Here is a 14,765-nt window from a genome sequence, read left to right as displayed (position 1 = left end):
CGTAGACAACAGATGCTAAAATTAATAGTTTCATGTTAAAAAGGAAACAGCTATTCCTAATTTAATCTATTAAAAAGAATTAATTGACTTGCATAATGCCTTTTCGTAAATTGGGATCAATTTTTAAATCCTGTAAAATGCGTATTTTAAAGGTATCATCTCTCACCATACTGCTTTTAATATCGGTTCTGATTATGATACTATCAGCATGCGGTACGAAAAAAACAAAACCCATCCGACAGGAAGTTAAAACCACGGTTTATAATTTGGCTGGAGATTCCCTGATTCTGAAATACAACAATGGGTCAGGAAGCTGTAAATTGGTACATAATGGTGACACCATGCTTCTTCATCAGGACACGACAGCTTCAGGAATCCGGTACAGCAACAAACAATACCTCTACACCGAATGGCACGGAGAGATCACATTGAAAAAAGGAAAAGACATCGTATTTACCAATAAAAAATAAACATTATGAAACGAATCTTACTGGTTTTCATCCTACTTATATCGTTAAGCCATATAGTACCGGCGCAGGAGATGAACAGTGCCAAACTGGACAGCCTGCTCACAGCGCTGGAACAAAATGAAAAATTCATGGGGAGCGTTGCAGTGGCGCACGATGGGAAGCTGATTTACACCAAAGCAGTCGGGTTTGCAGATCTCACGGATTCTATACCTGCTACGCCTGAAACGGAATACCGGATTGGGTCCATCTCAAAAATGTTTACCGCAGCCCTTACATTTAAGGCCGCGGAAAAAGGCATTCTGGATCTGGATCAAACCATAATAACATACTTTCCTAAGGTAGTCAACGCCGATAAGATAAAGATCCGTTATCTGCTGAACCATCACAGCGGCATCCACAACCTTACCAGTGAACCGGATTATAAGGACTGGGAAACAGAACCGCGGACGGAAAAGCAACTGATCGATTTGATATCCGGTTTTAAAAGCGACTTTGAACCGGGCAGCAAAGCAGAATACAGTAATTCAAACTATGTATTGCTAACCTTTATCCTGGAAAAAACATATAAAAAACCGTATAAAGAACTGGTTGAAACATATATTATAAAACCACTGGGATTGAAGCACACCGCGTATGGTGGTCCGGCTGACCCTAAAAATGGGGACAGTTATTCCTACCATTATGATCAGGGTTGGGTAAAAGCACCCGAAACAGATATGTCCATACCTGTAGGAGCCGGCGCCCTCGTTTCCACACCATCGGATCTGTGTCGTTTTATTACCGCACTCTTTAATGGGAAGATTATATCACAGGAAAGCCTGGATCAGATGAAAACCATGAAAGACAATTATGGGATGGGCATGTTTGAATACGGGTTCGGAGACAAAAAAGCATATGGGCATAACGGTGGCATTGATGGTTTTCGCTCAAATTTAGGTTATATTCCTGAGGATAAAGTCAGTATTGCCATGACGTCGAACGGCATGAATTACAATATGAATTCCATCATGATTGATGTACTGAACAGCTATTACAACATACCTTACAGAATTCCCGAATTCAATACCATTGAGTCAAGTGAAGCAGATCTGCAAAAATATTCAGGAGAATACTCCAGCACACAGATTGCCCTGAAGATAAAGGTCTTTACCGAAGGAAATACACTAAAAGCACAGGCAACCGGCCAGTCATCCTTTCCGCTGGAGCAAACTGTACCCAATGTGTTTCACTTCGATCAGGCCGGCATAGTCATGGAGTTTGATCCGGAAAATAAGTCCATGGTATTGAAACAGGGAGGTGGTGAATTTCGTTATACGAAAGATTAAAAGGATCAGATTTTATGCAGTTAAAAAGCATTACATTCTTCATTCTCATCTTATTTGTTAATAGCAACTGCCTCAGGTCGCAGGTTGTGACAACGGCATATGGACCTGTGTCGGGCAATAAAAGCGGCAATGTATTTGAATTTCTGGGCATTCCGTTTGCCTCACCTCCTGTTGATGAACTACGCTGGCGGGCCCCGGTTCCTCCTGACAATCATACCGATACTTTGCAAGCCATGAATTATCCCCCGGCCTGCCCACAGAAAAACTTTGAACAGGGTGATACTACTGCTACTATCATGGGAGATGAAGACTGCCTATATCTTAATGTCTGGAGTCCTGACCTTAGCGGCGGACTTCCTGTGATGGTGTTCATTCATGGCGGCGGGAACCAGCAGGGCTCAACCGGTCAGGAAACAGGTGGAACAAAACTGTACGACGGCAAAAACCTGAGTGAACGTGGTGATGTGGTTGTGGTCACCATCCAGTATCGTCTCGGCATCCTGGGTTATATGGTTCATCCAGGACTGGAAGCTGAAAATACGGCAGGTATATCCGGGAATTATGGTGTACTGGATCAAATTCTGGCCCTGCACTGGATACGAAACAACATTGCAGCATTCGGTGGTGATCCCACAAATGTAACCCTGTTCGGTGAAAGTGCCGGCGGTGTAAATACAGGAAACCTGCTTCTTACAGAAGAAGCAAAAGGACTTTTTCATAAAGCCATCATACAAAGTGCCATACCAGGCCTGGCTGATTATGCTGAAGCAAAACTGAAGGGTATAGAACTGGTTGACAACTTTGTTAACACCGGCACAGATGAAGAAAAAATAGCCGGCATGCGAAAAATTCCCGCGGACAGCCTGTCTGAAACACTGAGTATCCCTATCAACGGCGGTATCGTACAGCAAAACTGGCGTCCTGTAACTGATGATGTGCTATTTACAGATAATCCTGAAAACATCATACAGTCAGGCCGGTTCAACCATATGCCGTTAATCATCGGGTCAAATGCTGATGAAATGAGCCTGAGCGCACCACTGGTGGTCTATCCTTCCATGGTAAATGCCCTGGTATCGCTTTACCTTCCTGCAATTCTCAGGCCGGAAGCCCTGTCGCTTTATCCGCCCGGGTCAACGCAGGACGAGGCAAGAAACGCATATGTTCAAATCCTGACAGATGCACAGTTCACCTCTGCAGTGCGAAGAACAGCACAATGCATCGAACTGAACCAGACTGAACCGGTGTGGCGCTACTTTTTTACATACACTCACTCTGTCCCGCAACTTGCATCATTTGGTTCCTACCATGGGATGGAACTGTTCTACGTGTTCAATAACTGGGAAAATGCAACGCTTGGTAGCAGCTTCTTATTTAAACCGCAGGACGACAGTGTTCAATACAACATGCTGCAATACTGGACCAATTTTGCACGAACCGGAAACCCGAATACAAACGGTCTTACAACCTGGCCGGAATATGCTGCGTCCGAAGATTGTTACTTTGAGATTAAAGCCACACCAAATGGCAATCAGTGCGGTGTGCGATCCGAAAAATCCGATTTCTGGGACAAGGTGATCAATTTTAAGGGTTGCACGTCATCGTTGAGTAAAAATGAGATCGACGCCACAAATAAGTTCCGGGTTTATCCCAATCCAACAAACGGCATTATTAACATTTCGTCGAACAACTCGCAGAATTCTGTGACGATGCTATACAATGTTAACGGGGAAAAACTAGGTACTTTTTGCAACACTTCACAAATTAACCTGTCTGAATACCCGGATGGATTATACATTTTAAAAAGTTCAGACAAACAACAACAGCACATTTATAAAGTAACTAAATTACCTTAAAGCCGTTTTTTAAAGAAAGTAATAATTCCAGTTCATCAGATTATCTATGCCGTATATGAAAACCATTTTGTTTCTATTGATCTTTATTTGCAGCAGTCAATTCATTACATCACAAAACGACACAGAGATAACGAATAATTTGTATCGTCAGGGTACCGTATCTGATGCCATAACAAATGAGCCACTGCCCTATGTCAACATTTTTGTAGTGAGAACATATGATGGCATAATCAGTAATGAACAGGGCAGGTATTCACCGGCAGAACTAAATGCAGAGCCTGATGACACCATCTGTCTGAGTCACATCGGGTACAAAAACCAGCTCATTGTCTACCGTGTAATGCTTCAAAATCCTGATGTTTATCTTGAGAGCAACACGTTTAATATTAGTGAGGTTACGGTATTTCCTGACAAATTTGATCCCCGTGCCATAGTGGAAAAAGTTCTGGCAAACAAAGCAAAAAATTACACCACTTTAACATCTAAACGAGAAGTTTTCGTACGCCATCGATCGGTAACCGACTTTAACGATTTTGATATTGATCTGAGAAAGAGAACTGCAGAACCGATAAAACAAATTGCAAAAAACATCAATACGATGATGAACCGGAAATTCATCTCCTATACTGATTTTATAGGCAATTATTATACAACGGCAGACAAAGAAGATACTGTGAAAACCAAACTGGAATCCACGGATGCTTTGCGATTAAATCCTGATATGAATGCACTAAATCTTGTAGCAGACTCCATCACAAATCTCTCCTTTCTAGAGGTGGATACCAACGAATACTGGAAAATGAGAACGGGTATACTCGGAATTGAACTGAAAGATGAACGAAAATCGGTTCCGAAAGATACTGTAAAAAAAACCAGTCTTAATGATTCCCTGGACAGGGAGCCGCTCGTATTGCTACTTAAGAATATTAATTTTAATCTGAGCTATACAGGTTTCTCTGATAAAGATCTCTGGCAGTTTTTGTACGAACCGGGCAAGTATAAATTTAAGCTGGAGGGTGGCACCATCATTAACGATGAATATGTATATATCATAAGCTTTACACCCAAAAACAGAGGATTATACAAAGGACGCATGTACATTACATCCGACACCTATGCCTTGCTCAGGGCAGATTATGAATATGCCCCCGATAAAACAGGAAAGTCAATACAGTTATTAGGCGTTGGATACACCGAAAATATGTTCAAAGCATCGATTTATTTCGAGAAGAACGGTGACAGTTACCGGCTTAAACAATTTTCGAAACAATCTGACATTCATGTAACCATCAACAGGCCCCTTGCATTTATTAAAAAGCGGGATCGCAAATTATTCGATAAAACCCTGGAAGATATCAAATCCGACCTTACCATTGAATTCACCGAAAATGAAGCCTTCGAATTTTTTGTTATCGATGAGCGTAACATTTCCGAAGAGGACTACCGGGATATGAAACAGGACATCTATTACAATGTTAATTATACTGACTCTGTCAACTCCGGTTCATGGAGTGATTTTGCCAAAATAGTCCCTGTTAAATTTTAGGCCGGGCAATTGTTAAAACCTTAAAATTCACGTTTTTGTTGAAGCCGGAACCAAACAAAACACGCAATCTATTTGTTTTGGATCTAAATAACAAAATCGTATACTATGGCAAGCGTAAGTTTATATCTGAATTTTAAGGATCAGACTGAAGAAGCCTTTAATTTTTATAAACGGGTTTTCGGGGCAGAATTCGAGGGTGATGGAATTATGAGATTCAAAGATGTTCCTCCTTCAGAAAATATGCCTCCACTTCCTGAAAAAGAAGCAAATCTGGTCATGCATGTTTCCCTTCCAATTTTAAACGGTTTCAAACTGATGGGCGCAGATGCACCGGAAACTTTTGGCTTCAACATACATAAAGGGAACAATATAAATATCAATCTTGAACCGGACACAAGGGTTGAAACCGACAAACTTTTTGTATCCCTTTCTGAAGGGGGAAAAGTCACCCAGCCATTACAGGAAATGTTTTGGGGCGATTACTTCGGAACATGTGTCGATAAATTTGGTGTACTCTGGATGTTTAACTGCGCTGAAAAAAAATAAATTAAACAGATTATGGATGGAACTACGATAGCGGTACAGGCAGAAATTCTTGTACCGGTTGAAGAGGCATGGAAAAGCTGGACGTCTCCGGAAGATATTAAACAATGGAATAATGCCAGTAATGACTGGCATACGCCCCAGGCAAAAAATGATCTGAAGAAAGGAGGCAGGTTTGTTTACCGGATGGAAGCCAGGGATAAAAGTTCCGGGTTCGATTTCAGTGGTACATATACGGAGGTTGTCCCGAATAAACTGATCAGCTATACCATTGATGATGACAGAAAGGTTATCGTTGAATTCAGGGCACATAAAGACAGGACCACTATCATTGAAACATTTGAAGCTGAGCAGAGCAATCCGATTGAGATGCAGCGGGAAGGCTGGCAGGCCATACTAAATAATTTTAAACATTATGTAGAGAAATAACAGACTCAGTTCTGTTTTTTATACCAGTATCCCAACAGCCTGGCACCCAAAGACCTGTTTAGTTTTGATGGCAGAATAAAATGTAGAATAAATAACAAAATTGCCATGAAATTAGAAAAGAACAGTCTGAACATTGAAGAGACAGTCAACTCATCTTTCCGGCCGGATGTCGCCACCGGATGGTTATAAATCACCCCGAATTTCTTATTCACCCTCCTGCCGATACGTTTTAATCGAAATACAAAATCAATCTCTTCCAGGGCAAATAGATCTTCGCTGAATCCTCCGGTTTGTTCAAACAGATCTCTGCGACACAGTAAAAATGAACCAGCGGCAAGTTTTAAATAGCGTATAATCGGGTTGACCCGTTCCAACCTCAGTTTATTGAATTTTGTTCCGCCTGTAATTTGCAGCGTGGCACCGCAACCAATATAACGTCCGCTTCGGATGATGTCAAGCACATTTTTCATTAGTTCCATTCCAGGATGCGTGTCCGCATCCAAAAACAAAATCCACTCCCCTTTGGCTGAATGCGCTCCGGTATTTCTCGCTCTTGAAATCTGGTTCACCGGTTCAAAAACGACCTGGATACCAAGACGCTTTGCGACTTCACCTGTATGATCCGTTGAATTATTATTACAAACAATAATTTCCCATAAGCCTTTTTCAGGTAAAAGTTCATTGAGCCTATCCTGGATATTCAGAATGGTTTCCTCCAGAAAATCAGCTTCGTTATATGCCGGAATCACAACAGAAATAAACATGTATTCACTATTGACCCATTACCAGTACAAGGTATGCCTTTTTTGTCAGATTGAACAAGGGATTAATATGGTAGTGTAAACCAGAATGTTGCACCGTTGCCTTCAGTCGATTCTACCCAAATGCGACCTCCCATCAGGTCCACAAGGCTTTGGCATATAGCTAACCCCAGACCTGTGCCACCATGCTTTTTTACATCATTGGAGGCAGATTGCCTGAAGCGTTTAAAAATATACTCCTGCTCTTCTTTATGGATACCCTTCCCTGTATCCTTAACATAAAATCGAATCTTACTGTTGTAAGGTTTCAGGTATCCAAGCTCAATAAATCCTTTTTCCGTAAACTTCAGGGCATTCGTCAGGAGATTGGAGAACACCTGTGAAAACCGCGTGGGATCTGTTATTATCAATGCTTCCTCATCATTTAAAGGAGTAACCAGCTTTAGCTGCAACTCTGTTTTCCCGTAATCTTTTACCTGAACTGAAAACTGGTTATACAATTTATCAAGTTCATCATTTAAATGGATCTGCTCCTTATAAATCTTCATTTGTCCACTATCGATGCGCGAGAAATCAAGCAAATCGGTGAGAAATGAGGTCAGCTGATCACCGTTCTTATTAATTATGGAAGCATATTTCTTTTTTTCTGACTCACTCAGTTCTTCCGTAGCCAGCAGATTCGAAAACCCCATCATGGCATTCAAAGGCGTACGAATTTCATGGCTCATGTTAGCAAGAAAGGAAGATTTCAGTTTATCGCTCTCTTCAGCCTTTTGTTTGGCTTTTATCAATTCCTGAGTGGATTTTCGTCTTTGAGTAATCTCTCTCACAAGAAAAACAACTTCATCGTCATTGCACAATGAGGTACGCACCTCATACCACCTTTCAAAAAGCCCCTCTCCTTCGTTATATTCAAAACTGCATTGTTGTTTTGTCTTAAGTGTCTCATCCAAGGCATTCAGAAATAATTCAGAGGTTTCCGGATTAAACACATCAGTCATATGATATCCGCGATAATTTACAGAAGCATCTTGAGACAAAACGGGAAGGTTATCATAATATTCCGTAAATACACTCTGCCTGTTAATAACCAAAACCCTGTCGGGTAATGCCTTTAAAAGACTCGTAATTTTCTCCTTGCTTCTCCGCAACTCTTCGTTAATCATCCGGCTTTCAGACACATCCTGTGTTGTAGCATAAATACGTAGTACATTGCCGTCCTTATCCCGCAGAATTTTTCCCGTATCAGATAGAATAATTAACTTTCCCCACTGATTTCTGAATGTAATATCGTGGGTGTAAAGATCAAGATCACTCTGTATTATGCGCTTATATTTATTCATGACCTCCAATCTTTTCTGTCTATCGAAGACTGACACAAGCAATCTTTTGATATTTAAATCCGGTTCAAAATCAATACCAATAATATTGATGAATTCCTGGGAGCATAAAAAACTGTCTGTCTCAAAATTATATTCCCAGCTACCAACATGAGATATGCGTTGTGATTCAATCAGTTGATGATGCTTCCTTTTAAGCTCTTTATCGCTGAGATACTGAGCTGTTATGTCAGAAAATGAATAAATATAGCCTGTAATGTTTCCCGTTGATCCTTTTAATCCGGAAACAAGAATTTCAAAAACCAATAGTCCGTTAACCGTTTCAATCTGCTTGGTGTAACTACCCTGAACGTCAGGTGTATTTCTGTGTAAAACTTTAAGCTCCTCTCTGATAATTTGTTGTGTTCTTCGAACATCAGGACCAATACGCAATAACATATTTGATAAACCTGAGTTAGAATAGACAATTTCTCCCTTTAAATCAGTAATTAATAAGGCATTGGGCAAAACGTCCATAAAAGAGGATAAGGCATCTGAAATTCCCCTGTCTTTACCAGAAATTAATTTATCCTGCAGTATGGAAAGCAGATTATATTTTTTAGATGCAGCAACTACGTTTTCGTCCTGAGAATCCCGGAAGTTATCAGATGACATGTTTGCATAAGTTTAGCCTAAAATAAATAGAAAAACGTGCTTTTTTGTATCCGGAACAGTTAAATTATTAACAAATAGCTAACCCATCGAATAATTCACAGTAGATCTTTACCCCTTCACGAATCTCATTCAGAACGATATACTCATCAGAAGTGTGCGAACGGGCAGAATCTCCGGGGCCCATTTTTACCGAAAAAAAAGGCAATACGGCCTGGTCTGACGTGGTTGGACTTCCATAGGTTTCACGTCCCATTTTCTGTCCCTTTAAAACAACCGGATGATCCATCGGGGTGGCAGAAGAATTTAACCTGTACGACCGTGGAATGACCTCACACTTTACATGGCTCTGAATAATCTCATGCAGTTCTTCGTTGTTGTAAAGTTCATTAGACCGTATATCGACCACAAATGTACATTTGTCAGGTACAACATTATGTTGTCGTCCGGCTTCAATTTGTGTCACTGTCATTTTTACTTCTCCCAGTAACTCAGACACACGATCAAACTTATGGGTTTTGAACCATTGAATATCAGGTATAGCCTCGTAAATTGCGTTAATTCCTTCGTTTCTTGCCGCATGCCCCGATTTCCCCAGCGCTGTACAGTCAAGCACCATCAGTCCTTTTTCAGCAGTGGCCATGTGCATTTGGGTCGGTTCACCTACTACAGCAAAATCTATTTGTGGCAGGTATTCTATCAGGCTGGCTATACCGTTCAATCCGGAAATTTCCTCCTCCACCGATGCCACATAAATTAAATTATAAGGCTGCTCCTTTTGATCCAGAATCATGAATGAAGCCAGTAACGAAACGACACTTGCGCCTGCGTCATTGGATCCCAAACCATATAATATCCCGTCCTCCAACTGCGGTGTAAACGGATCTCTCTCCCACTTGTCCGACGGTTTTACCGTATCAATGTGTGAATTAAACAGCAGAACCGGTTTCGTATCATTCCAGTGATGCGATCTTACTACAAGGTTATTATCCTGCCGGTCCACTTTATATCCCAGATCTTCAATCTCTTTCTGCAGGCAATCAGCTGCCTCTTTTTCATTTCGGCTAAAAGACTGAATGGAAATCAGTTTTTTTAAGATCTCGATGGCTTTTTCCGCATTCATAAATTACAGTATTGTTGTACCGGAATTTTTATGTATCAAATCAGAACGGGTGATGATGACTTTCTTTACACCCTTATCAATAGAAGCATATGCATTGTCCAGCTTAGGAATCATACCGCCGGAAATACGGCCTTCATCCACATACCTTTTATAGAGTTCTCTCGTCAGTTCACCAATGACACTTCCATCATCATTTTCATCCAGAAGCACACCTTTCTTTTCAAAACAATATACCAGCGAAACGTCATAAAACTCAGTCAGTGCCCGTGCTACTTCCGAAGCAATGGTATCTGCATTTGTATTCAGCATGCCTCCGTTCAGGTCATGTGTCAGGGGAGCCATCACAGGGACCACATCTTTATGGATCAGATCGGCTAATAACCCTGCATTTACTTTATCTATATCACCTGCAAAGCCGTAATCAATATCTTTTACCGGACGCTTATGGGCTTCAATCACATTCATATCGGCACCGGTAAGTCCAATAGCGTTGCATCCCAAAGCCTGCAGACTTGCAACAATACTTTTATTCACCAGCCCGCCATATACCATGGTAACGACCTTCAATGTTTCTTCGTCAGTAATACGACGACCGTTGATGTATTTACTTTCTATTCCAAGCTGATCGCCAATGGTCGTAGCCAGTCTTCCCCCACCATGAACAAGCAGTTTATGCCCCTTGATGGCACAAAATCCTTCCAGCAGTTTCTGTAGAGAATCACGATCCTCTACAACTTTCCCCCCTACTTTAACTACCGTAATATGTTCCATGAAATATGATTAAAACAGACCGTGTAGTTCGGCATCAATTTTATTGATCACGCTCCTTAGCTCTGTGGCATTTTCAGCGAAATTTGTCTTGTCCACATCAATAATCAGAAGCTTTCCGTAATTATAACTTTTGATCCATTCCTCGTACCGTTCGTTCAGACTTTTCAGATAATCAAGGCGGATTGATGCTTCGAATTCGCGTCCCCGCTTCTGGATCTGATTTACCAGTGTAGGAACCGAGGCCTTCAGATAAATCAGCAGGTCCGGTGGCTGAATCAGCTTTACCATCAACTGGAACAGAGACTCATAATTCTCATAGTCACGGTTGGTCATCAGGCCCATTTCCCTGAGGTTGGGTGCAAAAATGTGAGCATCTTCGTAAATGGTTCTATCTTGAATCACATCTTCTCCGGTTTCCCTGATTTTCAACATTTGTCCGAAACGGGAATTCAAAAAATACACCTGCAGATTGAAAGACCAGCGTTTCATGTCTTCATAAAAGTCATCCAGATACGGATTCTCATCTACAGATTCATAATGTGGTGTCCAGGCGTAGTGTTTTGCCAGTAAAGATGTTAGTGTCGTTTTTCCTGCTCCAATGTTTCCGGCTACAGCAATATGCATATCGTTATGTTTTGAATAATTGGATCAAAAATAGCAAAAAACAATGAATAAATGCCCCATATTCTCTATTGGTTCATGGCAATAAGTTCATCCATATAGGTGCGTGAATTTGCCAGCCGGGGTACCTTGTTTTGTCCACCCAGTTTTCCTCTTTTTTTCATCCAGTCCAGAAACAGACCTTTACGCGACACAACCAGTTCGAGTGGTTCTAGCGTTGCATTTCTCCTGCGCTTGGCTTCGTAATCGGAATTTACTTTTTGTAAGGCCTGATCCAGAATTTCGGAAAAAATATTCAGATCATCCGGTTCATGATCAAACTCAACCATCCACTGATGCCGTCCCTTGCTTTTATCTCCCATAAACACAGGTGCTACCGTATATTCGTGAATAATAGCCCCCGTTTTTTGACAGGCTTCTTTCAGCGCTTTTTCGGCATTATCCACCATCAGTTCCTCCCCGAATGCATTGATGTAATGTTTGGTTCTGCCGCTTATCCTAACCTTATGCGGGTAAAGTGATGTAAACTGAACGGTATCGCCTATGATGTAACGCCAAAGACCACCATTAGTGCTTATAACAACGGCATAATTCTTATTGGTTTCAACTTCATCAACCGTATATACCTTGGGATTGGAAGACTCAATATCCTCCATCGGTATAAATTCATAAAAAATACCATAATCCATCATCAGTAACATATCCGGCGAACTCAGGTCATCCTGAATAGCAAAAAACCCCTCCGATGCATTATATGTCTCCATATACCGCATATCTTCTCTCGGTATGATTCGTCGAAACTGTTCGCGGTAAGGATCAAAGTTGATGCCTCCGTGTACAAACAGTTCAAAATTAGGCCATACTTCAAGTATATTTGATTTACCGGTTACCTCAAGCACACGTTTTAACATGATCAGGTTCCACGATGGCACACCCACAATACTCGTCACATTTTCTTCCACCGAGACCTCTGCTATTTTATTGATCTTCTCTTCAAATTCATCCAGTAATGCGATAGATGTATCCGGCGTTCTGAACAGATCAAAAAAGAACGGAACATGTTGCAGGTATATAGCAGAAAGATCGCCCACCTGTGATCTGTCACTGAACGGACTTACCTGGTGACTTCCTCCCAGTGTGAGACTTTTACCTGAAAAAACTTTATTATCGGGGTAAATATCCGTGTAAATAGCATATACATCTTTACCAGCTTTAAAATGGCAATCCTCCATAGAATCCTTACTAACAGGGATATATTTACTTTTATCACTGGTTGTTCCCGATGATTTGGCATACCATTTCACCTCCTTAGGCCATAATATATTGGCCTCTCCCTTTATCATCCGTTCTATATCCGGTTTCAGGTCATCGTATTTATGAAAAGGAACCCTTTGCTGAAAGGTTTTGATATGTGTAATGGATTCAAAATCGTATTTTTTACCGAATTCTGTCCGCTCACCCTTTTTAATAAGTTTATTAAATTCCTCGTGTTGAAAAAACACGGGATCCTTACGCATTTCATCGATCTGGTTCAATCGTTTTATATTGATCCATGAAAATAAAGAATTGATAAAGGGCATGTTCTATGTTTTTAACAAAAATAGAAAAATCATTCATACGCCGGGTTACGAAACTATGAAATAACGATCTTTCTGTTACGCATTTTATATTTATCACTTACATCCAAGTTATTTCCAATTTAATAAACGATCATTTCTCAGGGTAGATACATTAATAAAATATGATTCTTTAAAAACAAAAACCCCGGAAAAACCGGGGTTAATAACTATGAGTTATAAAAGACGACGTCTTCTATTATTTTTTACTTACGAAGTGATAGTGTGGGCCAAAACGTTCAAATGCTGCACGATCAAGTGATTCGCGATGACTTGGATGTGCAATGGAAATGATCAGTTTGGCACGTTCCTGCATTGTTTTCCCGTAAAGGTTAACAGCACCATATTCCGTTACAATCCAGTGCATATTTGCACGCGTACTCACCACACCAGAACCGGGCAACAGAATCGGAGAGATTTTTGAAACGCCTTTAGCCGTTACAGAAGGCAGTGCAATTATCGGCTTACCACCTTTTGAATGCCCTGCACCTCTGATAAAGTCAATCTGACCACCAACACCGGAATAATGTTTTGTTCCGATAGAGTCCGCACAAACCTGACCGGTGAGGTCAATAGCCAGTGCTGAGTTAATAGCCGTTACTTTATCCAGTTTACGGATGACATGAACGCCATTTGTATGTGCAACGTCCATCATGGCAACCATTGGATTATCGTCAATAAAATCATATAACGCCTGGGTTCCCATCAGGAAAGATGCCACCATTTTACCACGGTCTATAGATTTGTGCTTCCCTGTTATCACACCCTTTTCCACCAATGGCAACACGCCATCTGCAAACATCTCGGTGTGAATACCAAGGTCTTTATGGTTTCCCAACTGAGCCAGCACAGCATTTGGAATACCTCCTATACCCATCTGTAAACACGCTCCGTCTTCAACAAGCTCTGCCACATTTATACCTATTTGTGTATCAACTTCGGTCAAAACGCCCATATCGTGCGTATATAACGGAATATTATCCTCAACAAATAAATCTATATCATTTACATGCACCTGGGCATCACCCCATGCACGTGGCACATTGGGATTAACAGCAGCAATAACTGTATCAGCACATTCAATGGCAGCTTTTGTGGCATCTACAGATGTTCCTAACGAAACAAAACCGTGTTTATCAGGAGGAGAAACCATCACCATGGCAACGTTTACTTTCAGGTAACCGTCTCGGATCAGCTTTTGAGTCTCACTCAGAAAAACCGGAATGTAATCTGCATAACCAGCCTGTGTCTGTTTTCTTAGGTTACCACCCACAAAAAACTGCTCGGCCAGGAATATTCCTTCAAATTCAGGATTGGCGTATTCCAACTCTCCTTCTACATGAATATGCTGGATTTTAACATCATAGATTTCGCCATTCCTTCCTCGCTCAACCATCGGTTTTATAAGCGTATGAGGTGTAACAGCCACACTACTTAAATGAACTCGGTCTCCGGTCTTTATAACCTTTACGGCTTCTTCCGGTGAAACAAATTTGATAGTCTTCATCTATATATAATTTTTGTTATTTGCGATTGTAAGAGGTGCATCCCTACCTAATTAAAGAATTTTTTATCTAATTAAGCTGAATTGCTGCAAATGTAATACGAACCTTACGAATAATGAAACTAAATTACAGTAATTTTCGTCCTATTTCAAGGCATATAATATAACACCTTAAATCCTTTTATAAAAGGCACTTAAAAAAGTTAAGA

Annotated in this window: 13 protein-coding genes; 6 read left to right on the top strand and 7 right to left on the bottom strand. The window is 40.9% G+C overall.

The features are described 5' to 3' along the window. Window positions 1-137: 137 nt before the first annotated feature. The 6 genes from ACE1ET_RS09305 (at window position 138) to ACE1ET_RS09280 (ending at window position 6,169) form a co-directional block, all read left to right on the top strand. Window positions 138-470: an MliC family protein gene (locus ACE1ET_RS09305; RefSeq protein WP_375728120.1), complete on the top strand. Its 333-nt coding sequence runs from the start codon at window positions 138-140 to the stop codon at window positions 468-470. Between the two features lie 5 nt (window positions 471-475). Then, window positions 476-1,795, top strand: coding sequence for a serine hydrolase domain-containing protein (locus tag ACE1ET_RS09300; RefSeq protein WP_375728119.1), 1,320 nt, complete (start codon window positions 476-478; stop codon window positions 1,793-1,795). Between the two features lie 14 nt (window positions 1,796-1,809). Then, window positions 1,810-3,651 (top strand): carboxylesterase family protein, encoded by a 1,842-nt coding sequence (locus ACE1ET_RS09295; RefSeq protein WP_375728118.1) that lies wholly within the window; start codon window positions 1,810-1,812, stop codon window positions 3,649-3,651. Window positions 3,652-3,706: 55 nt separating this feature from the next. Continuing rightward, complete coding sequence (locus ACE1ET_RS09290) at window positions 3,707-5,197, top strand: carboxypeptidase-like regulatory domain-containing protein (RefSeq protein ID WP_375728117.1); 1,491 nt, start codon at window positions 3,707-3,709, stop codon at window positions 5,195-5,197. 105 nt (window positions 5,198-5,302) lie between these two features. Further along, window positions 5,303-5,743, top strand: a complete 441-nt coding sequence (locus ACE1ET_RS09285) for a VOC family protein (protein WP_375728116.1) — start codon at window positions 5,303-5,305, stop codon at window positions 5,741-5,743. A 12-nt stretch (window positions 5,744-5,755) separates the two neighbouring features. Then, window positions 5,756-6,169, top strand: a complete 414-nt coding sequence (locus ACE1ET_RS09280; protein ID WP_375728115.1) for an SRPBCC family protein — start codon at window positions 5,756-5,758, stop codon at window positions 6,167-6,169. 5 nt (window positions 6,170-6,174) lie between these two features. Here the strand turns inward: ACE1ET_RS09280 and ACE1ET_RS09275 are convergent, their stop codons facing one another. The 7 genes from ACE1ET_RS09275 to ACE1ET_RS09245 all read right to left on the bottom strand — a co-directional run bounded on the left by ACE1ET_RS09275 (window position 6,175) and on the right by ACE1ET_RS09245 (window position 14,559). After that, the gene (locus tag ACE1ET_RS09275; protein ID WP_375728114.1) at window positions 6,175-6,933 is read right to left on the bottom strand and encodes a glycosyltransferase; all 759 of its coding nucleotides are present in this window, start codon (window positions 6,931-6,933) and stop codon (window positions 6,175-6,177) included. 62 nt (window positions 6,934-6,995) lie between these two features. Beyond that, window positions 6,996-8,924: a sensor histidine kinase gene (locus tag ACE1ET_RS09270; protein ID WP_375728113.1), complete on the bottom strand. Its 1,929-nt coding sequence runs from the start codon at window positions 8,922-8,924 to the stop codon at window positions 6,996-6,998. Between the two features lie 67 nt (window positions 8,925-8,991). Next, the gene (locus ACE1ET_RS09265) at window positions 8,992-10,044 is read right to left on the bottom strand and encodes a M20 family metallo-hydrolase (RefSeq protein ID WP_375728112.1); all 1,053 of its coding nucleotides are present in this window, start codon (window positions 10,042-10,044) and stop codon (window positions 8,992-8,994) included. Between the two features lie 3 nt (window positions 10,045-10,047). Beyond that, window positions 10,048-10,815: an acetylglutamate kinase gene (gene argB / locus ACE1ET_RS09260; RefSeq protein ID WP_375728111.1), complete on the bottom strand. Its 768-nt coding sequence runs from the start codon at window positions 10,813-10,815 to the stop codon at window positions 10,048-10,050. Between the two features lie 9 nt (window positions 10,816-10,824). Further along, on the bottom strand, window positions 10,825-11,439 hold the full coding sequence (locus ACE1ET_RS09255; protein ID WP_375728110.1) for a deoxynucleoside kinase: 615 nt from the start codon (window positions 11,437-11,439) through the stop codon (window positions 10,825-10,827). A gap of 65 nt (window positions 11,440-11,504) precedes the next feature. Next, on the bottom strand, window positions 11,505-13,016 hold the full coding sequence (locus ACE1ET_RS09250; protein WP_375728109.1) for a GH3 auxin-responsive promoter family protein: 1,512 nt from the start codon (window positions 13,014-13,016) through the stop codon (window positions 11,505-11,507). Between the two features lie 235 nt (window positions 13,017-13,251). After that, window positions 13,252-14,559, bottom strand: coding sequence for an acetyl-CoA hydrolase/transferase family protein (locus ACE1ET_RS09245; RefSeq protein WP_375728108.1), 1,308 nt, complete (start codon window positions 14,557-14,559; stop codon window positions 13,252-13,254). Between the last annotated feature and the right edge of the window lie 206 nt (window positions 14,560-14,765).

The organism is Quyinboa mangrovi, assembly GCF_042219825.1.
GTDB lineage: Bacteria > Bacteroidota > Bacteroidia > Bacteroidales > UBA5342 > JBHJHP01.
This window is presented reverse-complemented; position numbering and strand designations above follow the sequence as displayed.